Origin of the sequence: Brevundimonas sp. Root1279 (genome assembly GCF_001425945.1) — a bacterium.
Taxonomy (GTDB): Bacteria; Pseudomonadota; Alphaproteobacteria; order Caulobacterales; family Caulobacteraceae; genus Brevundimonas.
The window spans coordinates 531,313-554,536 of record NZ_LMEB01000004.1; the positions used below are offsets into that span (position 1 = coordinate 531,313).

Below are 23,224 nucleotides of genomic sequence, written 5' to 3' on the forward strand. Positions count from 1 at the left end.
TGCGCCGGCGGCCCCCAGGTTACTGTTGAAGAAACGCAAGGCGCCGGGCCGTCCCCTCGATGCGAGGGGCCAGCCCGGCGGTTACTGGGTTAGAAGCTGTAGCGCGCTCCGATCTGGAACTGACGGGTCGGGAACAGGACCGCGCTCGGGTTGCCGAAGTTCGGGTTCGGGTTAGCCGCCGATCCCGTGCCGCCGTCGAAGTTCGTGTAGTTCTTGTGGTTGAACACGTTGATGGCGTCGACGAAGAGCTCGATCTCGGACTCGTTCCAGACCTGGAACCGCTTGGTCAGGCGCAGGTCCAGGTTCCGGTAGGCGAAGGCGTTCGGCACGATGAAGCTGTATTTCTCCGGCCGGCCGCCATAGGGCCGGTAGAAGAACTGCGGACCGCTGCCGTCGAACACGTCGAACGGCGTGCCCGAGCCGAGCGTCAGGATCCCCGACAGCTGCATGTCCCACGGCAGGTCCATGATGCCGTTGGCCACCAACCGGTGACGCTCGTCATTGGCCGACGGCCGCACCGGCGACGCCTCGACCGAGAAGCAGTCGAAGCAGAAGTTGTCGTTCCCACCGTTCTGACGCGACTCCGAGAAGGTGTAGGCGATGTTCAGGCCCCAGCCCTCGTCGGCCGTATAGGGCTTGTCGAGCTTGACGTAGAGGGCGGTGAACTCGCGTTCCTTGTTGTGGTCGGAGACGAAGTAGCCGCGGTACGGATTCGTCCCGCCGGGTCCGCAGAAGCCGCCGTTGTCGCCAAAGCCGCCGCCGTCGTTGCCGAACCCAGGTTCACGGCAGCGGGTCAGGTACTGCCAGGTGAACTCGTTCTCGGTCTTGCCGTAGGCCAGGGTGAACTCCGACTGCCAGTCGCCGAAGCGCTGGCGAACGCCGAGGTTGAACTGGTCCGTGCGCGGCGGCTCGAAATCGTTCTTCAGCAGGAAGGCCTCGCCCTTGGCGGGGACGTCCTCGAGGAGGGCGTCGAGCCCGGCCGTGGTCAGGTAGACGGGATCCCACAGGAAGGGATTGGCCGGGCTGCCGTCGACCACGCCCGGCGCGCCGCCGGTGGTCGAGAAGAAGACGTTCTGGGTGAAGTCGAACGGCTTGGCGATCTCGTCGAACGAGAAGTTGAACATCACCCGGTCATAATAGCGGCCCGCGCCGCCGAAGATCACCGTCGAACGGTCCCCGAAGACGTCATACGAGAAGCCGATCCGCGGCTGCCAGGCGCCCTTGAACGGGTCGCGATTGCGACCGGTCGAGATGTAGTCGTTGATGTTGAACCAGCTCGGGGCGTAACCGGCCGGCTTGCCGCCGTCCGTCGAGGCGATCCACTGGTTCAGGCCGTCGATGACCGACTGCGGGGTGACGTAGTCGTTGTTGTTGGCGTTGTCCTCGTAGTCCCAGCGGATGCCGAGGTTCAGCTCCAGCTTGTCGGTGAGCTGCCAGTCGTCCTGGATGTACAGGCCCCAGACGTTGTTCGACAGGTCGACGGTCGGGAACTCATTGCCCAGCTCGACGCGGTACGGCACGTCGGCGTCGCCGCTGGCCACACCGTCCAGGTCATAGAAGAACTGCGGGTTACGCCCGAACTCCTTGATCACCTGATAGTCCTGACGGGAGTACTTCACGCCCATCTTGATGGTGTGGAAACCGTTGAACTCGATGTCGTTCAGCGTCAGGTCGTCGCGGAAAGTCAGGACTTCATCGGTGATGTCCTGGCGGGTATTGGCCCCGCCCAGGTTCATGATCGCCACACCGCCAAACGGATCATAGCCGTTCTCGAAGATCCGGTAGCTCGCCCCGGCCTGGTCGAAGTTCGCGGCCGTCGGATTGTAGTTGTAGTGCCGGTAGTCGACCGCGAACTCGTTCAGGAAGCTGTCGCCCTGGAACTGGTAACGCAGGTTGGCGCTCTTGGTCGTCTGTTGCAGGCCGGTGGCGCGTTCGAACGAGTTGGCGTTGCCGACGCCGGTCACGTCAGCCTCGTCGCGATAGGTGACGCTCAGGTCGACCAGATGGCCTTCCGCCGGCTGCCAGCTCAGCTTGCCGAAATAGAGGTCTTCCTCGAACGGCGTCGCGAAGACCCCGATGTAGGGAGCGAACTGGGCGGTAAATCGCGGATCCTGCCGACCCGGCGTCACCGTCGCCGCGCGCCCCTCCTCCTTGCGCTCATAGGTGCCGAAGAAGTGCAGTTGGTCGCGAATGATCGGCCCGCCGAGGGCGAAACCATACTGCTTCACCTCAAGCGGCGGCTGCTCGTCGCCGCGGCGTTCCGAGAAGATGTCTTGGGTGACGAAGTCCTGGTCACGATAGAGGCCGAACACCTCGCCGTGGAACTCGTTCGTGCCCGACTTGGTCACGGCCGTGATGATGGCCGATGAGGCCTGTTCGTACTCGGCCTTGAAGTTCTGGCTGACGACCCGGAACTCCTGGATGCCCGCCTGCGGGAACGGATTGCCGCGGCTGTCGTCCTGACCGGCGATACCGCCGGCGATGACGTTCGACTTCAGGCTGGCGCCGTCGATGAAGGCGTTGACCGACTCCGCCCGCTGGCCGCCGGCGGTGATGGTCTGCTCCTGCTCGTTCTGCGAGACGCGCACGCCGGGCGCCAGCAGGGCGAAGTTGAGGAAGTTGCGGTTCAGCTGCGGCAAAGACTCGATCTGCTGGGTGGTGACGTTGGTCGCCACTTCCGGCGTCCGCACCTCGGCCAGGCGGCGGCTGGTCACCACCACATCGCCCACGTCCGTCGCTTCCGAGGTCGTCTCCGCCGTCGTCGCGCCGACCGCCAGATCCACGTAGCCGACCTGGCCGACGCCGATGGTGACCACTTCCGAGGCGGTCTGGCCGTCGGTCGTCCGCATCGTGATTTCATAGGTGCCGGGGCGCAGGCCCGAGAGGACATAGCCGCCCGTGCTATTCGCCGTCGTGCGCGTCACGAAGCCCGAGCCGACATCCCTGGCCGTGATCGTGGCGCCGGCCTCGGCGGCGGCGCCGTCGGTTGCGGAGCCGCGAATGGTCGCGGTCGCGACCTGGGCCGCTGCGCCGTCGGCCGAGGCCAACGACAACGCGAGGGCGAGGGCCGAGACCCCCAGACTAATCTTCGCCTTACGGATCATCACAGTTTCTCCCCTTCAAGAGACGGCTTCTGGACGTCGGTGCGTATGAGATCGGCAGCCCCCCCAGGCCGCTCAGCAGTGGATGATGGGCGCACGACCAATTCCGGCCGCACGACTTCGCAGGCGGTGTCGGCGTCGCCGTCCGCCCGAATGAGCCGGACGACGCGCTCGAGGGCGTTCCGTCCGGTCTCAGCGATCTTGATTCTCAGGGTGGTCAGGCCCGGACGCACCAGCGCCGCGAGCGGAATATCGTCGAAGCCCACGATGGCGACCTGGTCAGGCACCACCAGGCCGGCGTCCTGCAGGGCCAGCATCGCCCCGACCGCCATGTTGTCGTTGCCGGCGAAGACCGCGTCCGGCGGCTCCGGCAGGGCGGCCAGCCGAACGCCGGCGTCCTGACCCGAGGCTTGGGAGAAGGCTCCCTCGATAACCATCGTCGGCAGGCCCGCGGCCGCCATGGCCTCCATGTAGCCGGCCATCCGCGACTCGGCTTCCAGGTTGCCGGTCGGACCGGCGATATGGGCGATGCGGCGACGGCCGGTGGCGATCAGGTGCTCGACCGCCTGCACGGCCCCGCCGTGGTTGTCGACGACGATCGAGGGCGTGCCCTCGTCCATGCCGCCGTTCATGACCAGGATGGGCAGGCGACCGACCAGCCCGGAGGCCAGGTTGACCGCATCCACGTGCGGCGACAGCACGATCAGGCCGTCGACGCGGCCGCGCATCGACCGGATGGCCGCGGAGGCCTCCTCGGCGTCGTCGTGAGAGCTCGAAACGATCAGGTGATAGCCCAGCGCTCGCGCGGCCACGTCCATGCCCCGGATCAGCTCCGAGAAGAATTCGCCGTACAGGTCCGGAAGGATGACGCCGATCGTGTGCGTCCTGCTGGTCGACAGGCTGCGCGCGCCCGAGTGGGGCACATACTGGAGGGCCTCGACGGCCTGCATCACCTTGGCTCGCGTGGTTTCCGTGACCGGACCTGCGCCGGTGAGCACGCGGGAGACCGAGGCGACCGAAACGTCCGCCCGCTCCGCCACGTCACGGATGGTCGCGGCCTTCACGCGACCGCATCCGCACAGCGGTGCTGGTTGGCTCCTGGCGCCAAAGTCGATCCTCCCTGGGCGGCTCGTGATCCCGGCCCGCTTCTCGCGAGTCCGTTCACCATTTCCGTGTAACCGTTTACATGACACACTCACGCTGCGCCCCGCAAGGGCCCCAGTTTGGTCACATCGACGCTGTGCCCAAAGCGCTACAGGCGGATCGCTGGAGCCTTTAACGCCTAGCCGGGGCGTGGGCTCCGGCCCCAAAATAGATGAGGCGGCGGGTGTGGCCATTTTGCATAGCTGCTTGATTTCGCTCCGACTTCCGCCTGCGCGTTCCGCGCACAGGCGGCATCTCGAGCCCGCGCCGAGGGCGCGTGACGAAAGAACTTCGGTCGGTGTGAATTCAGGCGCTGAGCGGGCGCCGCGAAGGCGCGGACGCGTGTTTCGAGGGCAGTCTTGCCAACCTCAGGTGGAGCCGCCGGCCCAGCCGACCATCGGCTTGCAACTCAGGCGAGTGGTTTGCGCGGAGTGATTCTCTGCGAGTCGCCGGACGCTCCGCCAACCTACGGTCGCACGCGCTCGTAGTAGGCTTCGATCAGATCCAGCCGGCCCTTGAACGGAACGGCCTTCGCCGCCGGCCCGTCGTTGGTGAACTCGAGCAGCCGGTCCGGCTCGGCTCCAAACTCGGGCCAGGTCGGCGCTCCCTCGCCGTTCGGATCCCCCGTGACGGCGAACCGGGTCCAGTAGCCCGCCATGGCGTCCGCCGCCCGCTGGTCCATCTCGCCCGTCGGCCAGGGCGAAGCGGTCAGATTGTCGAAGACGTACTGCCGCTCCGAGGCGTGCGTTGCCCCCGCGTGCGGTTCGGGCATGGCCGCCGAGACCACGTCGAAACGATACAGATAAGTCGGATGGCCGTTCCGCGCGTGCAGCCGCGCCAGGTGACGGGCCGGCTCGTTGAAGGCCAGGTCGCTGACCACGTGGGCGTTGTAGCCGTCCTCGCCGCCGTAGGCCGCATGCAGCGCCGAGCGCTCGTCGGATGTCAGGGAATCGTCGATCTCGCCATAGGGACTGAGGTCGGACGGCTTCATCCACCAGAACTCGGCGCTGTTCGTCCCGATGATCAGCGGCGCCGGGGCCTCGCGCCCAGCGGCGAAGGCGGCCTCGACGTCTTCGGAGATCAGCGCACCGTCCCGCACCAGCAGGTCGCCGCCGTAGAAGTTCGGCGCCGGTCGCAGGAAGGCGTCAGCCGGGATGTCGCGCAGCTGCGCCGCGCTCACATCGGCGAGGCCCCGCCCCTCCGCGAAGGCCTCTCCCCTCCCCTGCAGCGAAGCGCCGCCGTCCCGGCGAGGCGCATCCAGCGGCGTTCCCACGTCTCGGCCCAGACCCGACTGCACCACCGCCCGATGGAACAGCCCCGACGCCTTCGGCGAGATCATCAGCCGTGTAACCAAGGCGCCACCCGCGGACTCGCCGAAGATCGTCACATTGTCGGGGTCCCCGCCGAAGGCCCCTGCGTTGTCCTTCACCCAATGCAACGCCGCGATCACATCCATCAGGCCGTAGTTCGCAGCCGGCTCCCCTGCCCCGCGCTCCGCCGCCAGCGCCGGATGGTCGAAGAACCCCAGCCGCCCAAGTCTATAGTTGATCGTCACCACCACGACGCCGCGCTTCGCCAGGTTCGTCCCGTCGTACAGCGCCGCGGTGCCCGAGCCGTTGTTCAGCCCGCCGCCGTGGATCCAGAACATCACCGGAAGCGGCCCCTCGGCTTTTTCAGGCGCCCAGACATTCAGCGTCAGGCAGTCCTCGCTCATGGGCAGGGGCCCGACGCCGTTGTCGCCGTTGGCCGGGGGCTGGATGCAGATGGCGGCGAGCCTCCCCGCGTCCCGCTCGCCGTTCCATGCCTCGGCCCGTTGCGGCGCCCGCCAGCGCAGCGGCCCCACGGGCGGCTGGGCGTAAGGCACGCCCTTGAAGCTCTTCACTCCGTCTTCGACCCGGCCGACGAGGACGCCCTGCTCGACCGCTGCGCGCGGCGCGTCCTCGGGGGCGCGGACCGTCGGAGATGTCATCAGAAGCGCCGCCGCGAAAAGTGAAACCAGGGTCATAAGGCCATGCTAGCGGCGCCGCGCCTCATCGCTCAATTGTCAAAAATCCTGCATGAGATTTCGAGGGTTGCGTGAACCGATCAGGGTTAAGCGCATTACAAGGCGCGCAAGGCGGGGACTGGCTTGAAGGAATTGGCGAAATCGGGCGGCCTGACGGTCGATCTGGCGAGCGCGTTTGACGCCTCGCCCAATCCCTATGTGCTGCTCACGCCCGAGTTGACCATCGCCGGGGTCAACCAAGCCTATCTCGACGTCACCAACAGCACCCGCCACGCCATCATCGGCCAGCCCCTGTTCGCGGCCTTCGACTCCGGCCCGGGCGAAGAGGCGCCGGAGAACGTCCGCCAGGTGAGGGCTTCGCTGGAGCGAGCCCGCGACACCCGCCAGCGCGATCACCTGGCGCTGGTCCGCTTCTCGATCGCGCGCCGCGCCGACGATGGGAGTGAGACCTTCGAGGACCGCTTCTGGAGCGCCACCCACACGCCGATGCTGAACGGCGCCGGCGAGGTCGAATTCATTCTTCAGCACACCACCGACATCACCGAGCTGCAGCGCCTGCGTGATCGGACCAGCGAGCCTGGGGGCGCCGCCGCCCTCAACCCCACCCTGAGCGGCGCCGTGCTCGGCCGCGCCGCCCAGGTGCAGGAAGCGAACCGCGCGCTCGAAACCGAACGCAACTGGCTGGCGGACATGTTCATGCAGGCGCCGGGCTTCGTGGCCGTGCTGACCGGGCCCGACCACGTGTTCCAGATGTACAACACGGCCTACGCCCAGCTGATCGGACATCGCGAGATCACCGGCAAGCCGGTTCGCGAAGCCCTGCCGGAGGTCGTCGGCCAGGGCTATTCGAACTTCCTCGACAGCGTCTACGCCACGGGCGAGCCGCACGAGGGTCGGGCCAGCCAGGTGCAGTTGCAGCGCAAGCCGGGGGCCCCGCTTGAGACTGTCTATCTGAACTTCATCTACCAGCCGATCCGCGACGCCGAGGGCCGCGTCGTCGGCATCCTCGTCCAGGGCCACGACGTCACGGACTCCGTCACGGCGACCGAGCGCCAGAAGCTGATGATCGACGAGCTGAACCACCGGGTGAAGAACACCCTGGCGACAGTGCAGTCGATCGCCATGCAGACGGCCCGCTCGCATGCCGATCCGGCGACCTTCGCAGAAGGCTTCCAGGCTCGGCTGATGGCTCTGTCGCACACCCACGACCTGCTGACCCGCAGCCACTGGGAGGGCGCGGACCTGGGTTCGATCCTCCAGCACGAGACCGAGGCCCACGGCAGCCACCGCGTCACCGTCACCGGCCCGCCCGCGCCACTGCCCCCGGCGGCGGCCCTGTCGCTGGGCATGGTGTTCCACGAACTGGCCACCAACGCCGCCAAGTACGGAGCGCTGTCGACGCCCGAGGGCCGGATCATGGTCGACTGGGCGATCGCCAATCAGGCCAGCCCGCGCCTGCAACTGACCTGGCGCGAGGTCGGCGGCCCTCCAGCCTCTCCACCCAGCCGCCGCGGTTTCGGCAGCCGGCTGATTGAACGCAACGTCCGTCATGATCTGGCGGGCGAGGTGAAACTCAACTACTCCGGCGACGGTTTGATCGCGGAGTTCTCCATCCCGATGGACAGGGAGTAATTTCACATGAGCCAGGCTTTCGCCGGACGTCGCGTGCTGGTCGTCGAGGATGAGTCCCTCGTCGCCATGCTGCTCGAGACCATCCTCGAGGACATGGGCTGTACGCCCGTCGGTCCCGCCTCGACCGTCGACGAAGGTCTGCAACTGGTCGCCGAGGACGCCCCGATCGACGCCGCCCTGCTCGACGTCAACGTCGCGGGTCGTCAGATCTTCCCCGTCGCCGAGGCCCTGAAGGCCCGCGGCGTCCCCTTCATCTTTTCGACCGGTTACGGCGAAGGCGGCCTGCCCGACGAATGGCGCGGTCAACCGACCCTGCAGAAGCCCTTCACCGAAGCCGCCGTCCGGGAGGCCCTGATGAAGGCGATGGGGATCGTGAACGTGTAGGTTCTGGGTGCTAGGGGTCAGGTTCTAGGGAAGAGGACGTCGAACGGCGCCCCTAGAACCTAAAACCTGGAACCCAGCCCCTTCAAAACCGCCCGCGCCGCATTGTGCCCCGGCGCGCCGGTGACGCCGCCGCCGGGGTGCGCGCCCGATCCGCACAGATAGAGCCCCGGAACCGGCATGCGGTGGTCCGCATGGCCGAGGACGGGGCGAGCGCTGAACAGCTGATCCATGGTCAGCCGGCCGTGGAAGATGTCGCCGCCGACCAGGCCGAAGCGCCGCTCCAGGTCCCGCGGCCCCAGCGCCAACCTCCCCAGCACGGACGCCTTGAACCCCGGCGCATGAGCGTCGACCGTCTCGATCATCAGGTCCGCCACCGTGTCGCGGTGCTCGTCCGCCAAGGTCGGGTCGACATGTTGGCAGAACAGGCTGGCCACGTGCTGCCCGGCGGGCGCCAGGCTGTCATCCAGGGTCGAGGGGATCAGCATCTCGACGATCGGCTTTTGCGACCAGCCGTTCAACCGCGCCTCGGCGTGGGCCCGGTCCATGTAGTCCAGCGTAGGGGCGATGATGATGCCCGCCGTCAGGTGATCGCCCTGCCCCGGCAGGGCCGTGAAGTTCGGCAGTTCCGACAGCGCCAGGTTCATGCGGAAGGTGCCCGAGCCCGACTGGTAGGCGCCGATCCGCTCGCGGAAGTCGGCCGGGACAACCGCATCGTCGACCAGGGTCTCGAACAACAGCCGCGGATGCAGGTTCGACACCACCGCCTTGGCCCGCACCACGTCGCCCGCCTCGGTCACGGCGCCGACGGCCCGGCCCTTGTCGGTCAGCACCTCGGCGACCGGCGTCTCGAGCCGCACCTCGACGCCCTGTTCGACACACGCCTTCAACATGGCCTGGGTGATCGCACCCATGCCGCCGATCGCGTGGCCCCAGGCGCCCTTCTTGCCGTTCACCTCGCCGAAGACGTGGTGCAGCAGCACATAGGCCGAGCCCGGCGTGTAGGGACTGGCGTAGTTGCCGACGACGCTGTCGAAGCCGAACAGGGCCTTGATCGGATCGCTCTCGAACCAGCCGTCCAGCCAGTCGCCCGCCGACTTGGCGAACAGGTCCAGAAGGTCGCGCCGCCCCTGCACGTCCAGGGACGCCGCCTGCCGGCCCAGCCCGCCGGCCTTCAGAAGTTCCGGCAGCATGGCGGTCCAGCCGCCGTCGACCATGTTGGGCGGCGACTTCAGGATCCAGTCGCGCAGAACGCCCGCCACCACCTCCAGCCGCCGCTCGTATTCCGGCAGCCGCTCGGCGTCCCTGGCCGAAAACTTGGCCACCTCGGCCTGCGTCCGCCCCTCGCCGGCGATGAAGTAGCGGCCGTCGTCGAAGGGCAGGAAGTTGGCCAGCTTGCGCTCGACGACCTTCAGCCCGTGCCGGGCCAGATCCATGTCGGCGATGACCTTGGGGTTCAGCAGGCTGACCGTGTAGCTGGCGGTCGAATTGCGGAAGCCGGGATGGAACTCCTCGGTCACCGCCGCCCCGCCGATCACATGCCGCCGCTCCAGCACGGTCACCTTCTTCCCGGCCCTGGCCAGGTAGAAGGCGCAGACGAGGCCGTTGTGGCCCCCGCCGAGGATGACGACGTCGGTGTGGGTGGTGCTCATGGATCCTCCGCCGTCTCCCTCTAGCGGGTCTGCCTGCCCCCGCAAGCCGCCTGAGGCGTCACACCGCCACCGCCAGCGATGGATCGGCCTTCAGCCGCTCCAGGTCCCGTCCCGGCGGCTGGCCGAACAGCCGGCTGTATTCGCGGCTGAACTGCGACGGACTGTCGTAGCCGACCGTGAAGCCGATCCCGGCCACGTCGCGCCCCCGCGCCAGCAGCAGGTTGCGCGCCTCCTGCAGCCGGATCTGCTTCTGGTACTGCAGCGGGCTCATGGCGGTGACCGCCTTGAAATGCCGGTGCAGCGAGGTCTCGCTCATCCCCGCCACCTCGGCCAGCCGCTCGATCCGCATCGGCTCGGCGTAGTGCTGGCGCAGCCAGCGGATGGCGCGCCGCACCTGCTCCAGACGCCCGCCGGCCGCGCCGATCTGGCGCATCATGTCGGCCCGCTCGCCGTTCAGCAGCCGCCACATCAGCTCGCGCCGCACCATGGGACCGACCACCGCCGCCTCCTGCGGGCGGTCCAGCAGACGCACCAGCCGCACCACGGTGTCGATCAGGTCGTCGTCCATGTCGCTGACCGCCAGCGCCCGCACCGGCGGCGCCTCGTGCAGCGCGCCCTCGGCCTCGACCAGCAGTTCGGCGATCATCGCCGGATCAAGCGGCACGCCGATCGCCAGATAGGGCGCCTCGATCACCTGCCCGCTGACCGGCAGGTCGGCCGAAACGACGAGGTACTGCCCGGCCCGGTAGGGGTGGGTCTCGGCGCCCAGGGTGGTGTTCTTGGCGCCCTCCAGGATCACGCACAGCATCGGCTCATAGACCAGCTGCTGCGCCTCGGTGACCGCCGTGCTGGCGATGATTTGCAGGCCCGGCAGCAGCAGAGGCCCGGCCCCCTCCAGCGCGCCGGCGTCCAGATGGCTCCGCACCATGGCGGCGAGTTCGTGCAATCGGCTCATGACGCCACTCAAGCCCTACAGGCCCCGCGGTGCAAGCCCGGCAGGCCCCGCGCGTCAGGCTTGGCAGGATCGTGCAAGAGACTGGCGCCATCCGACTACGGCCGCGCCCGCCCCACGGCCCATAACGAGGCTCCCAACCAAGGAGCCCTCCCATGACCTCCCATTCCCCCCAAGCCTCGCCCCGGACCTGGCTCGTCACCGGCGCGTCGCGCGGTCTCGGCGCCGGCATCGTCCGCGCCGCCCTCGACGCCGGCGACCGCGTCGTCGCCACCGCCCGCCGCCGCGAGACCCTCGCCGAAGCCCTCGGCCCCGATGGCGAAAACCTTCTGACCCTCGCCCTCGACGTCACCCGCCCGGAACAGGTCCAGGCCGCCGTCGACGCCGCCCTCGGCCGCTTCGGCGGCATCGACGTCCTGGTCAACAACGCCGGCTACGGCCACCTGTCCGTGTTCGAGGAGTCCACCCCCGAGGACGTCCAGGCCCAGTTCGACACCAATGTCTTCGGCCTGATGCAGGTCACACGCGCTGTCCTGCCGTCCATGCGCGCCCGTCGCACGGGACGCATCTTCAACATCTCCTCGGTCGGCGGCATCGTCGGCGGCGAGAGCGGGACCCTGTACTGCACCTCGAAATTCGCCGTGGAGGGCTTCTCGGAGTCCCTGGCCGGCGAGGTCCGCCGCTTCGGCATCCATGTCACCGTGGTCGAGCCCGGCTTCTTCCGCACCGACTTCCTGGAGCCGACCTCGGTCCGCCACGGGGCGAGCGCCATCGCGGACTATGCGGCGGTCTCGGCCGATCTGAAGGCCTTCTATGACGCCCGCAGCCGCAACCAGGCCGGCGACCCGCTGCGCTTCGGCAAGGCCCTCGTCACCCTGGCCGACGCCCCGACGCCGCCGGTGCGCTGGTCGGCCGGCACCGACGCCCTGGGCATGGTCCAGGCCAAGATCACCAGCCTGCAGGCCGAGCTCGACGCCTGGAGGGAGCTGTCCGCCTCGACCGACGGAGACTTCGAGTTCCGCCCCGAGGCGGCGACCGCCACCGCCTGGCGCTGATCGCTCACGCCGGCCCGGGCTCAGGCTCGGGCCGGTGCACGATCGACACCAGGACGACCGAGATGATCATCAGCAGGAACCAGCTGCCCAGCTTCTCGACGCCGACCATCTCCCAGCCGTCCGCCTGCCCGGGATAGGCCCAGGCCCGGCCGAAGGTGGCCATGTTCTCGGCCAGCCAGATGAACAGCGCCACCAGGAAGAAGCCGAGCAGGATCGGCATCGAGCGCCGTCGCCGGTCGGCGGTGAAGAAGAACCCGGTCCGCCCGAACAACACCGCCGTCGCCGCGAACAGCGCCAGGCGCATGTCCGGCAGCCAGTGATGGGCGAAGAAGTTGACGTAGATCGCCGCCGCCAAGGCCCACGTCATCCAAAGCGGCGGATAGCGCCTCACCCGGATGCCGAAGATCCGCTGCACTCGCGCGATATAGCTGCCCACCGACGCGTACATGAAGCCCGAGAACAGCGGGACCGCCCCGATCCGCAGCAGGCTGTCCTCGGGATAGATCCACGACCCGTGCGCCGTCTTGAACAGCTCCATCACCGTCCCGGCGACGTGGAACAGGAAGATGACCCTCGCCTCCTCCCAGCTCTCCAGCCTCAGCGCCAGCATGGCCGCCTGGATCCCCAGCGCCGCCACTACCAGGAAGTCGTAGCGCGAGACCGGCGCCTCGGCCTCGGGCCAGGCCAGCGGCCACAGCAGGTGCGTCCCGACGATCAGCGCCAGCATCGCCCCGCCGAACAGGCAGGCCCAGGCCTGCTTGATCCCGAACATCAGGAACTCGAAGCCGCCCCGGCTCCAGACGCGCTTGTCAGACCAGCGCTGCAGGCGGCCGATCCAGTGGCGGCCCCAGGTTTCGAGCGGGAGGTGGGAATCGACGATCACGCCTCCAGCCTAGCGGCGACCTGTGCAGGCGGCGTGGAGGTTTGGTGCAGGGCGCGTCAGCCCGTGCGCGACGACAAGGGGGCCGTAGCCGTTTCGCCGGGCGAAAGCGCGCGGACGACACCGGCGATCACCACCGACACCGGCGCGCCCTCGAGAAGGGTGACGTCCACCGCCTCCCCGCCCGCCGCGACCTCGAAGGTGCGTCCGCGCCATTTCGCCCGGTAGGACAGACCGCTCCATTCCTTGGGCAGTCGGGGGTTGAAGGCGGGGGTGTCCCCGCTCAGATCGAGGCCGCCGAAACCCATGACCACAGCCTGCCATATGCCGCCAAGGCCGGCGATGCGGACGCCGCCGGCCGTCGTCGGATCAGCGTCGAAATGGGAGATGCGGTGCAGGTATCGCAGCGCCATGTCCGTGTCGCCGAGCCGCGCCGCGACCAGCGCATGCATGGCGGGGCTCAGCGAACTGCCGTGACCGCAGCGGGGCTCGTAGTGCCGGAAGTTCGCCTCTCCCGTCGCCCCCGGGAACGCCTCCGGCAGCAACGCCAACAGAGCCACCACGTCCGCCTGCTTGATGACCTGCGAAGCCTGGGTCCGCTCGCGTCCGATGATCACGTCGATGGGAACCGTTCGATCGGCATGGGCGGCGAGGTCGAAGGGCTCCAGCGCGTGGAACCCTTCGAACTGCTCATACACCCCGGTCGCCGGGTCGAGGCCGGTCACCAGGCGCTCGACCGCATCCCGCCAATCGGCCAGGTCTTCGTCGCCCAGCCCGAGCCGGGTCCGCAGCTCGGCCGCCCGGGCGGGCCAGCGGGCGTCCAGCAGATCCAGCACCTCCAGACCGCGCGCGATGTTCCAGCGGGCCAGGACGTTGGTGAAGGCGTTGTCGTCGACGTCCTCGTGATACTCGTCGGGGCCGATGACATGGCGGATGTGGCGCCGGCCGTCGGCTTCGGGCTCGGCCCGCGAGGCCCAGAAGCGCGCCGTTTCCAACAGGATCTCCGCCCCGGCCGCCAGCAGGAAGTCGTCGTCCTCGGTGGACCGCCAGTACCCCCAGACCGCATAGGCGATGTCGGCGCTGATATGCTGCTCCAGGCGGCCGCAGAGGATTTCGATCTGTTCGCCATTGGCCCCGACGACATGCTCGGGGGTGGCCTCGACCCCCGTGTCTGCCGACTCCCAGGCGTAGAGCGCCCCTTTGCAGCCGACGCGCGCCGCCTTCGCCCGGGCCGCGTCAAGGGTGTGGAACCGGTACATCAGCATGGCCCGCGCCGCCTCGGGCCAGACGGCGGTGTAGAAGGGTAGCAGGTAGATCTCGGTGTCCCAGAAGACGTGGCCCAGATAGGCGTCGCCGGTCAGGGCTCGGGCGCCCACCGAGACCCGCTCGTCCTCGGGGTTCGCGGTGCTGACCAGGTGGTAGGCCGCGAAACGGACCGCCCGCTGGACGTCCGCATCGCCTTCGATCTCCACGCCGGAGGCGTCCCAGCGATCTCCCCACGCCGCCACATGGCTGGACAGCGCATCGCGCCAGCCGATCGTCCGCCCCCGTCCCAAGGCCGCCTCCGCGGCCGGGCCGGGATCCTGATCGGGCCCATCCGCGCGGGCGACGCCGACCATGCGGTCCAGCTCCGCGACGCGTCCGGCGACCGACCGCCAGCGCCAGGTCCAGCGCAGACCGAACGGCCGCTCCGCCTGCAAGGTCTCGTCACCAAGGCGCAGGTTCGCGGCGCCCGCCATGGCGACCCCCTTGCCCGAGCCCTCGGTCCGCCACACGGCGAGGTCCGGCTCGATCCTCACCGGCTCCATGCCGAGCCCGGAGAACGAGAAGCTGGCCTCGAGCTGGACCTCGACATCATCCCGGTCCAGCGCGAACTGCAACAGCTGCAGGCCGCTGGCGCGGTCGGCCTGGGACAGCAGGCGCAACTCCTTGCCCGTGATGGTCACGCCCGAGGGCGTCCGCTGGGTCATGCCGGACAACAGCACCCCCCGGCGCATGTCCAGTCGTCGGGCGCTGTGCAGGATCTCGCCCTCGTGCGCCAGGACGGGAATTCCGTCCAGCAGGATGCGGACCCGCGACCAATCCGCGACCGGCACCAGGGCGGGCACCGGCGGCTCGGTGTTCGGGACGTCGAACAGGCCGGCGACGTAGCACCGCGGCCACGACGCCCAGCGCAGGTGGCCCAGCCAGCTGACCCAGGTCGGCCCCCGGCTGATCGACCGGGACGCGCGCATGCCGAGGAAGCCGTTCCCAAGCGCGAACCGGGATTCGACCACGCTCTCGGTCAGGACGCTGTAGCCGCGATGAGTCAGCACCCACCCCCGGGCGACCGTCGGCTCCAGCGCGGCCTGCATCTGCGGCGTCTGGGTGGCGGTCGAGGGCTTCAGCTCTCCGGCGAGCAGCGCGACGACGTCCACCTGATCCAGGCTCGTCACAACAAGGTCGGCTTCGGCGGCCGCCAGCAGCGCCTCGTCGCCGAGGCGGGCCACGCCCAGGGCCGCCATGCCCCCGGCCCGGGCGGCGACGACCCCGGCCGTCGCATCCTCCACGACCACACATTCCGCCGGGGCCGCGCCGAGCGCCTCGGCGGCCATCAGGAACAGCGCCGGATCGGGCTTGCCGCGAGGCGTGTCGCAGCCGCTCAGGTCGGCCTCGAACAGGGTCAGGACGCTGCGTCCGTCGGGCAGCGACAGCTTCGTCAGCATCGCGCCGACGTTCTTGGACGAGGAGGCGAGCGCCAAGCGGAAGCCGGCCGCCCGCAGGTCGGCGGCGAACCGCACCGCGTCTGGGAAGGCGTCGAACTCGCCGGCCTCGATGAGTTGCTCCATCAGGGCCTGCTTGGCGGCCGCATAGGCCGGCGCCTGGTCCTCCGCGCCGGGCGCCGCGAGGCGCTCAAGGGTCGCCCGGGCCCCGTCGAGCCGCGGCTTTCCGGCCACGTGCGCCTGATAGAAGTCGGTGGTGAAACCGTCGAGGTCGGCGAATCCGGTCAGGGCTTCGCGCCACGCTCGCTCGTGGGGCGAGGCGATCAAAACTCCATCGACGTCGAAGATAGCGGCGGACAGCTTGGCGGCCATGGGTGCACCTGCAGGCAGCGGAACCTAGTCCGTTCCGGCGCCCGCGCCCCTCGGCTCAATCCCTGAATCGCCATGGGGCCCTCACCCGAGAGGCTGCATCCAGGGCGCCGCCCGTCCAGGGCCGACGGCGCCGAAACCCTGCAGGGTTTGACCCGATTTCGAGGGCGTTGCGCCGGGCCCATACTCCGCCTCTCAGCTGCACGCCGGGGATCGGCGGATCATCCGCAAGCCTCCCCCTGCCCAGGCCCCCGATCGGGGCGGCGCGCGGTCATTCGATCGGTGCAGGAGCGCGTCATGGGTATGATGAAGGCTGCGGTGGCTCACACGTTCGGGGCGCCGCTCGCTCTGGAAGACGTTCCCATTCCCTCGCCCGGACCCGGGGAGGTGCTGGTCAAGATCGCCGCCAGCGGCGTCTGCCATACGGACCTGCACGCGATCGACGGCGACTGGCCGGTCAAGCCGACCTTGCCCCTGATCCCGGGCCACGAGGGCGTGGGCACCGTCGTCGCCCTCGGCCAGGGCGTCAGCAGTCTCCGCGAAGGCGACGCGGTCGGCGTGCCCTGGCTGCACGACGCCTGCCGGGCCTGCGAATATTGCGAAACGGGCTGGGAGACGCTCTGCGAGCACCAGCACAACACCGGCTACGGGGTGAACGGCGGCTATGCGGAGTATGTGCTCGCCAGCGCCCCCTTCGTCGGCCGCCTCCCCGATCGGGTCGACTTTGTGGAGATGGCCCCGATCCTCTGCGCCGGCGTGACGGTCTACAAGGGTCTCAAGGAAACCGAGGCGCGGCCCGGCGAATGGGTGGTGATCTCCGGCATCGGCGGACTGGGCCACGTGGCCGTGCAGTACGCCAAGGCGATGGGGCTGCACGTCATCGCCCTCGATGTCGACGACGCCAAGCTGGAGCTCGCGCGCAGCCTCGGGGCGGACCTGGCCCTCGACGCCCGCGATCCGGGCGCGGTCGAGGCCGTTCTCCATGCGACCAGCGGCGGAGCGCACGGCGTCCTGGTCACGGCGGTGTCGCCGGGCGCCTTTCGCCAGGCCATCGACTGCAGCCGCCGGCGGGGCACGGTCAGCCTGGTGGGCCTCCCGCCCGGCGACTTCCAGGCGCCCATATTCGACATCGTGCTGAAGCGGATCACGGTCCGCGGCTCGATCGTCGGCACCCGCCGAGACCTCGCCGAGGCGATCGATTTCGCCGTCCAGGGCAAGGTGAAGGCGACGGTCGCCTCACGCCCCCTCGACCAGGTGAACCAGGTCCTGGACGAGCTTCGCAACGGTCAGATCGAGGGCCGCGTCGTTCTCGTCCCCTGAAATCCAGGGCCACGGCAGTAAGCGGGGCGCGACGCCATCGGCACGGACAGCCCGGCCGCCTGTCGCCTCACCCCCGTCCGCGATAGGTCGGCACGCCCTGGTCGGGCAGCCACAGCCCCTCCGGAGCGACGCCCGTCTGCCAGAAGACGTCGATCGGGATGCCGCCGCGCGGGTACCAATACCCCCCGATGCGCAGCCATTTCGGCTCCAGGAGCTCCGCCAGACGCTTGCCGATGGCGACCGTGCAATCCTCGTGGAAGGCGCCGTGGTTGCGGAAGCTGGTCAGGTACAGCTTCAGGCTCTTGCTCTCCACCAGCCATGGGCCGGGCGCATAGTCGATGACGATGTGAGCGAAGTCGGGCTGGCCGGTGACCGGGCACAGGCTGGTGAACTCGGGCGCCGTGAAGCGCGCTAGGTACAGGGTGTCCGGATGCGGGTTCGGCACCCGCTCGAGCTCCGCCGTCTCAGGCGAGGTCGGGGCGGCGGTCTGTTGGCCCAGCTGGTGCAGGCCGGAGGTGTCAGTGGTCATGAGGCTGATCTAGCGCCTTCCGCGGCCAGCGTCATCCGGCCGCCTGCAACACCGCCACGCCCCTGAACGGCTCGTCCAGGCTCGGCTGCGGCTCGGTGAACCAGTTCGGCCCGTCAGCGGTCATGTGGAAATGGTCTTCCAGCCGAATGCCGAACTGGCCCGGCACGACGATCATCGGCTCGTTGGAAAAGCACATGCCGACGTCCAGCAGGGTCCGGTCGCCGCGCACCAGGTTGGGCGCCTCGTGAATGTCCAGGCCGATGCCGTGCCCCGTCCGGTGCGGCGTGCCCGGCAGCTGGTAGTCCGGCCCCAGACCCTCAGCCTTCAGGAACGTCCGCACCGCCGCATCGACCGCCTCGCACGGCTCGCCCAGCTGCGCCGCCTCGAAGGCCGCCGCCTGCGCCGCATGCTCCAGCTCCCAGATGCGCCGCACCTCGGGGGTCGGCTCGCCGAAGACGTAGGTGCGGGTGATGTCGGCGTTGTAGCCATCCAGAGCGCAGCCGGTGTCGATCAGCACGACATCGCCCTCCTTCAGCGCGGGATCCCCCTCCCCGCCGTGCGGCAGCGACGTGTCCTCGCCGAAGGAGACGCTGCAAAAGGTGTTGCCCCCGTCGGCGCCTAGCGCCCGATGCTGGCGGTCGAGGATGGCCACCACCTCCGACGCCCGCATGCCAGCCTCGAGGCTCTCGTGCGCCCGCCGGTGCGCCTCCAGGGTCAGCGCCTTGGCCCGCGTCATCAGGGCGATCTCGGCCTCGGACTTGCGCGCCCGCAGCGGCGTGATCAGCGACCCCGCCCCGCGCAGCCGCTCGACCCCCAGCGCCTCCGCCAGCCCCAGCCAGGCGAACACCGGCGCCTGCTCGTCCACCGCCAGCACGCCCGTCCGCCCGACCGCATCGGCGACCAGGGCGTAGGGGCTCTCGTGCTCCTCCCAGGTCAGGAACTCGCCCGGCACGCCGACCGAACCGCCGACCTTGTCCAGCTCGAAGCGCGGACAGACGTAGGTCAGCGGCTTTCCGGGCCGGACCAGGGCCGCGATCATCCGCTCCGACCGCCACCACACCAGGCCGGTGAAGTAGCGCAGGCTGGCCGTCGCATCGATCAGCACCGCCGCCACGCCCTGCGCCTCCATGGCGGCTTCCAGCCGCGCCAGCCGCGCACGGCGTTCCTCGAGCGTGATCGGCGGCGGGTTCATCGGCGGTCTCCGATTGCGGCTTGGTGTCTGTGATCCAGAACAAGCGTCACGGGGGGACATACGGCGATGAAGACAGCTTTTCAAAGCGGCGCGGGTCTGGCGCTGGCTACGGCGGTTCTGCTCGCGGTCTTCACGACGCCACCCGCCGTCGCACCGGCGCCTGCCCCCCCGCCCGTCCTCACCGCAACGGCGGCGCCTTCAGGTGCAGTTCGCTGCGGGGATAGTCGATCGCATACGCCGGCAACTGATTGAGGATGTCGCTGCCCAGGATCAGGGTCGGCAGCTCCCCGAGGCCCAGGGCCGCGAACACCGGCAGGTCCGAGAAGGTCAGGGTCACGTTGTCGAACGCCGCCGGCCCCAGTCGCAGGCCGCCGACCTTGCCCGACCACGCCCCCAGCTCCTGCGTCGTGGCTCCGGCCACCGGGCGGGCCGCAGTCAGGCGCGGGTCGTCTTTGGCCCAGCCCAGTGCGGCCATGGCCTCGGCGTTGGCCACGGTGCGCGCCGCGCCGCTGTCGATCACGGCCAGCATCGACACGCCTTCGATGTGCACCTCGACCACCGCGAAGGTGCCGAGCAGCACCGCCGGCACGCTGGCCATGCCGGCGCGGGCCGGACCCGAGGCCTGGATCGCGAAGCGCATGCGCTCCCGGTCGAACGAGACCTTGTGACCGTCGAAATCCTCCATGCCGACGATGCCCCAGGCGTCGGTGGCGTTGCCGTTCGGCAGGCCCACCGCCTGGACGTCGGCGTGGTCGAAGGCTTCGCTGGTCAGACTCACGAGGTCGTAAAGCGCCGCCGTTTGTAGCCCGCTGGCCCCCTGCAGATCGGCCCGGTCCGCGGCGGGGCGCAGGGCCATGCGCTGCACCAGGCGGGGCATGACCACATGCTGGCTCGCCGCGGTGTCGACGACGAAGTCCACCGGCGCGCCGCCGTTGACCTGCACCGCGATGACGGGACGGCCGAGGGCATCGGCGCGCATCGCCGACGACTCCGTTTGCGGGAGCACTAGGGCCAGGGCGGCCAGGACTGGCGTCAACATTGATTTCCCCTCCGAGGCGAACACCCTCACGCGTCACGCACGCTCCGATCCAATCGCGTTCGCGTGACCCCGCTCGTTGAGCGCCGCCCTGTGGCGCCGAAGACCTCAAACCTAGACCATTGAATTCGGAAGCAGGGGTCCCATCTGACGCCCGCTCCAGTCGCGTCGTGACCCGAGGCGTGCGGACCGAATTCAGACTATTCAGACGATTCAGACTCTGTTTTTCGCGCAGGGTCGGGCGCCGCGATTCAGACGATTCAGACTCTGTTTTCGAGAGTCCGAATTCGCGAGTTCAGACGATTCAGACGATTCAGACTCTGTTTTTCGCGGCCCGGGTCTGAAATCCAACCAGACGATTCAGACTCCGATTTGCCTTCCCCTGCGACAGCCCGCTATCCGTAGCGAAAGACAACTCTAGGGACGACGCCCATGGCCATTCCGGCTTCGCTGCAAAAGGGACTCAAGCTGCCGGTCATCGCGGCGCCCATGTTCCTCGTCTCCGGCCCGGACCTGGTCGTGGAGGCCTGCAACGCCGGCGTCATCGGCACCTTCCCGTCGCTGAACCAGCGGACCACCGAGGGCTATCGGGAGTGGCTGCAGGACATCAAGGCCCGCCTGACCCCCGACGCCGCCCCCTTCGGCGTCAATCACATCGTCCACCCCACCAACCCCCGCCTGATGGCCGACATGATGGTGTCGGTGGAGGAGAAGGTGCCGCTGATCATCACCTCCCTGGGCGCGGTCCGCGACGTGGTCGACGCGGTGCACGGCTACGGCGGCGTGGTCTTCCACGACATCGCCAACGTCCGCCACGCCCGCAAGGCGGCCCAGGCCGGGGTCGATGGCCTGATCCTGGTGGCGAACGGGGCCGGCGGCCACGCCGGGGTGGTCAACCCCTTTGCCCTGGTCGACGAGGTGCGCAGCTTCTTCGACGGGACCATCATCCTGTCCGGCTGCCTGTCGACCGGCTCCGACGTCGCCGCCGCCCTGACCATGGGCGCCGACTTCGCCTACATGGGCACCCGCTTCATCTCGACGACCGAGAGCCAGGCCCAGGGCGAGTACAAGCAGATGATCGTCGACGCCGGCGCCTCGGACATCACCTACACCCCGGCCGTCTCGGGCATCCCGGCCAACTTCCTGACCCCGTCCCTGATGGCCAATGGCATCGACCCCAAATCCCTGCCCGAGCACAAGCTGGACATGGGTGAGGAGGCCAAGGCCTGGAAGACCGTCTGGTCCGCCGGACAGGGCTCCGCCGGCGTGCGCGACATCGTCCCGGTCGCCGACCTCGTCGCCCGCCTGCGCGGCGAGTTCAGCGAGGCCCGCGCCCGCCTGGCGGCCTCGCCCTGGGGCTGAACAGCCTTGGCGCCGCAGGCGAAATCTTCCGCCTTGTGACAAAATCGACAAGAAGCGCGCCTAGAGGACCCTCGTTGAAAACGAGGCGACTCATGATCCGGACCCTGACGACCGCCGCCCTCGCGGCCGCCCTTCTCGCCTCCGCCGGCGCCGCCGCCGCGCAGGACGCCCCGGCCGGGGGTTCCTGGTCCTTTGAGTTCGGCGCCGCCACGGACAACCGGTCGAAGGACGCCTCCAAGTCGAATGGCGAGTCCTACGCCTACGGCACGGCCGAGTGGGAAAGCGCCTCGGGCCTGTTCTACGCCGGCCCCTCGTTCGAAACGATCAAGAGCTCGACCGGCTCGAGCCTTGAGCTTGAGGCCGCCGCCGGCCTCCGTCCCCAATGGGCCGGCTTCGACTTCGACCTCAGCGCCGCCTACAAATACCAGGTCAATGCGGACCCGGGCGCCGACGAGGACGCCTGGGAGTTCACCGGCGACATGAAGCGCTCGATCGGCCCGGCCAAGGCCCGCCTACGCCTGCAGTACTCCCCCGACAGCACCGGCGCGACCAAGGCCTGGACCTGGTACGAAGCTCAGCTCGGCTGGGCCTTCACCGACAAGCTCAGCGCCTCCGCAGCCCTCGGCTACCGCGAGCAGGAGAACAGCGTCGACTACACCGGCTACAACGTCGGCATGAACTACGCCGTGACCAAAAACCTCGAAGCCGAGCTGCGCTGGTACGGCACCAGCGTCGACAACCCCAGCGAACAGTACGCCGACGCCATCGTCGCCGGCATCAGCGTAGCCTTCTGACCTCGCAATCCGTCGCCATCCTCCCTACTTAGGGCGGATGCAAAATCGTCCCACGACCCTAGAGCGCGCCTATGAACTCGCGCGCACCGGTCGCTGCCGTACCGTCAGCGACATCAAGCAGGCCCTGGCTTCGGAAGGCTACGACCGGATCCAGGACTCCCTGTACGGGCCGACCCTGGGCGCGGCGTTGCGCAAGCTGTGCCAGGAGAATTACACCGCCCCAGCGGTTGATCCTGCGGAGACCTGATCGCTCTCGCCTTGATTTCGCTGCGCTCTAGGGCCACAACGTCGTCGTCGATCTCTCTGCGAAACGCCACCCTCTGCTTTCGCACTGAGGTCTAGCCGCTCCATTCAGACCCGACAGGCCTTCAGGGGCTCTTCCCTGAGGCCAACGCCAAAAGGAGGTCTGTAATGGCTACCGGCACCGTGAAATGGTTCAACAGCACCAAGGGCTACGGCTTCATCCAGCCGGATGACGGCGGCAAGGACGTGTTCGTGCACATCTCGGCCGTTGAGCAAGCCGGCCTGCGCGGCCTCGACGAAAACCAGAAGGTTTCCTACGAAATCGAGCGCGACCGTCGCTCGGGCAAGGAATCGGCTGGTCAACTGAAGACCGAAGGCTGATTTCGCGCGCCCTCACCGGCGCATGATTTCGACGGCGGCGAGGGCGAACGCCTTCGCCGCCGTTATTATTTTCAGATGGCGCCCTTGCGAACCGCGCCGGCGATCCCCATCTGCCCCACGTCGATCTCTCTGCGAAACGCTGCTGCCCCTTTGCATCGCGCACCGAGGTCCAAAGCCGATCCCATTCAGACCCGACAGGCCGCACCGGAACTCTTCCGTCGGCCAACTGCTAGCGGAGGTCCTGAAAATGGCTACCGGCACTGTGAAATGGTACAACTCCACCAAGGGTTACGGCTTCATCGCTCCCGATGATGGCGGCAAGGACGTCTTCGTCCACGCCTCGGCCGTCGAGGTCTCGGACCTCGGCTCCCTGAACGAAAACCAGAAGATCTCCTACGAGATCGAGCGCGACTCGCGTTCGGGCAAGGAATCGGCCGGCCGCCTGAAGGCCGCCGAATAGTTTCCAGACTGACGGAAGGGCCGGCTGCGATCACG

General features: G+C 68.7%; 19 protein-coding genes. 9 read left to right on the forward strand and 10 right to left on the reverse strand.

Features of this window, described 5'->3' with window-relative positions; translation table 11 throughout:
• Nucleotides 1-89 precede the first annotated feature (89 nt).
• The 3 genes from ASC65_RS05320 to ASC65_RS05330 all read right to left on the reverse strand — a co-directional run bounded on the left by ASC65_RS05320 (nucleotide 90) and on the right by ASC65_RS05330 (nucleotide 6,213).
• Nucleotides 90-3,104, reverse strand: a complete 3,015-nt coding sequence (locus ASC65_RS05320) for a TonB-dependent receptor (RefSeq protein WP_056450174.1) — start codon at nucleotides 3,102-3,104, stop codon at nucleotides 90-92.
• Nucleotides 3,104-4,165, reverse strand: coding sequence for a LacI family DNA-binding transcriptional regulator (locus ASC65_RS05325; protein WP_056450176.1), 1,062 nt, complete (start codon nucleotides 4,163-4,165; stop codon nucleotides 3,104-3,106). Before ASC65_RS05325 ends, ASC65_RS05320 begins: the two co-directional genes overlap by 1 nt.
• Nucleotides 4,166-4,710: 545 nt before the next feature.
• Entirely contained in the window at nucleotides 4,711-6,213 is a 1,503-nt protein-coding gene (locus ASC65_RS05330; RefSeq protein WP_235561405.1) for a carboxylesterase/lipase family protein, read from the reverse strand.
• 159 nt (nucleotides 6,214-6,372) lie between these two features.
• Here ASC65_RS05330 and ASC65_RS05335 point away from each other — a divergent pair, with 159 nt between their 5' ends.
• Both ASC65_RS05335 and ASC65_RS05340 read left to right on the forward strand, forming a co-directional pair.
• Nucleotides 6,373-7,881 (forward strand): HWE histidine kinase domain-containing protein, encoded by a 1,509-nt coding sequence (locus ASC65_RS05335; protein WP_056450180.1) that lies wholly within the window; start codon nucleotides 6,373-6,375, stop codon nucleotides 7,879-7,881.
• Between the two features lie 6 nt (nucleotides 7,882-7,887).
• Nucleotides 7,888-8,265, forward strand: coding sequence for a response regulator (locus ASC65_RS05340; RefSeq protein ID WP_056450182.1), 378 nt, complete (start codon nucleotides 7,888-7,890; stop codon nucleotides 8,263-8,265).
• A gap of 59 nt (nucleotides 8,266-8,324) precedes the next feature.
• Here the strand turns inward: ASC65_RS05340 and ASC65_RS05345 are convergent, their stop codons facing one another.
• On the reverse strand, nucleotides 8,325-9,914 hold the full coding sequence (locus ASC65_RS05345) for a phytoene desaturase family protein (RefSeq protein WP_056450183.1): 1,590 nt from the start codon (nucleotides 9,912-9,914) through the stop codon (nucleotides 8,325-8,327).
• Nucleotides 9,915-9,972: 58 nt separating this feature from the next.
• Nucleotides 9,973-10,869: an AraC family transcriptional regulator gene (locus ASC65_RS05350; RefSeq protein ID WP_082525873.1), complete on the reverse strand. Its 897-nt coding sequence runs from the start codon at nucleotides 10,867-10,869 to the stop codon at nucleotides 9,973-9,975.
• 152 nt (nucleotides 10,870-11,021) lie between these two features.
• Between ASC65_RS05350 and ASC65_RS05355 the strand changes: the two genes are divergently transcribed.
• A complete protein-coding gene (locus ASC65_RS05355; protein ID WP_056450185.1) occupies nucleotides 11,022-11,921 on the forward strand; it encodes an oxidoreductase in 900 nt (299 codons plus the stop codon).
• Between the two features lie 4 nt (nucleotides 11,922-11,925).
• On the opposite strand, the gene ASC65_RS05360 is transcribed toward ASC65_RS05355, so the two are convergent.
• Nucleotides 11,926-12,756, reverse strand: coding sequence for a DUF817 domain-containing protein (locus ASC65_RS05360; RefSeq protein WP_056450500.1), 831 nt, complete (start codon nucleotides 12,754-12,756; stop codon nucleotides 11,926-11,928).
• Nucleotides 12,757-12,860: 104 nt separating this feature from the next.
• Nucleotides 12,861-15,875: an HAD-IA family hydrolase gene (locus ASC65_RS05365; protein WP_082525874.1), complete on the reverse strand. Its 3,015-nt coding sequence runs from the start codon at nucleotides 15,873-15,875 to the stop codon at nucleotides 12,861-12,863.
• 294 nt (nucleotides 15,876-16,169) lie between these two features.
• Here ASC65_RS05365 and adhP point away from each other — a divergent pair, with 294 nt between their 5' ends.
• Nucleotides 16,170-17,192, forward strand: a complete 1,023-nt coding sequence (adhP, locus tag ASC65_RS05370; RefSeq protein WP_056450187.1) for an alcohol dehydrogenase AdhP — start codon at nucleotides 16,170-16,172, stop codon at nucleotides 17,190-17,192.
• 67 nt (nucleotides 17,193-17,259) lie between these two features.
• Here adhP and queF read toward each other — a convergent pair whose 3' ends face one another.
• From queF to ASC65_RS05385, 3 genes are all read right to left on the reverse strand, one after another.
• Nucleotides 17,260-17,721: a preQ(1) synthase gene (gene queF, locus ASC65_RS05375; protein WP_056450189.1), complete on the reverse strand. Its 462-nt coding sequence runs from the start codon at nucleotides 17,719-17,721 to the stop codon at nucleotides 17,260-17,262.
• A gap of 31 nt (nucleotides 17,722-17,752) precedes the next feature.
• Complete coding sequence (locus ASC65_RS05380; RefSeq protein ID WP_056450191.1) at nucleotides 17,753-18,913, reverse strand: M24 family metallopeptidase; 1,161 nt, start codon at nucleotides 18,911-18,913, stop codon at nucleotides 17,753-17,755.
• A 178-nt stretch (nucleotides 18,914-19,091) separates the two neighbouring features.
• Nucleotides 19,092-19,892, reverse strand: a complete 801-nt coding sequence (locus ASC65_RS05385) for an aspartyl protease family protein (protein WP_056450193.1) — start codon at nucleotides 19,890-19,892, stop codon at nucleotides 19,092-19,094.
• A 489-nt stretch (nucleotides 19,893-20,381) separates the two neighbouring features.
• Here ASC65_RS05385 and ASC65_RS05390 point away from each other — a divergent pair, with 489 nt between their 5' ends.
• The 5 genes from ASC65_RS05390 (at nucleotide 20,382) to ASC65_RS05410 (ending at nucleotide 23,189) form a co-directional block, all read left to right on the forward strand.
• Nucleotides 20,382-21,311 carry an NAD(P)H-dependent flavin oxidoreductase gene (locus ASC65_RS05390; RefSeq protein WP_056450195.1) on the forward strand — a complete coding sequence of 310 codons (930 nt, stop codon included), beginning with the start codon at nucleotides 20,382-20,384 and terminating at the stop codon, nucleotides 21,309-21,311.
• A gap of 92 nt (nucleotides 21,312-21,403) precedes the next feature.
• Nucleotides 21,404-22,105 carry a porin gene (locus ASC65_RS05395; RefSeq protein ID WP_056450197.1) on the forward strand — a complete coding sequence of 234 codons (702 nt, stop codon included), beginning with the start codon at nucleotides 21,404-21,406 and terminating at the stop codon, nucleotides 22,103-22,105.
• Between the two features lie 37 nt (nucleotides 22,106-22,142).
• Nucleotides 22,143-22,352, forward strand: a complete 210-nt coding sequence (locus ASC65_RS05400; RefSeq protein WP_056450199.1) for a hypothetical protein — start codon at nucleotides 22,143-22,145, stop codon at nucleotides 22,350-22,352.
• A gap of 164 nt (nucleotides 22,353-22,516) precedes the next feature.
• Entirely contained in the window at nucleotides 22,517-22,729 is a 213-nt protein-coding gene (locus tag ASC65_RS05405) for a cold-shock protein (protein ID WP_003164457.1), read from the forward strand.
• A gap of 247 nt (nucleotides 22,730-22,976) precedes the next feature.
• Nucleotides 22,977-23,189, forward strand: coding sequence for a cold-shock protein (locus tag ASC65_RS05410; protein WP_056450201.1), 213 nt, complete (start codon nucleotides 22,977-22,979; stop codon nucleotides 23,187-23,189).
• Nucleotides 23,190-23,224 lie beyond the last annotated feature (35 nt).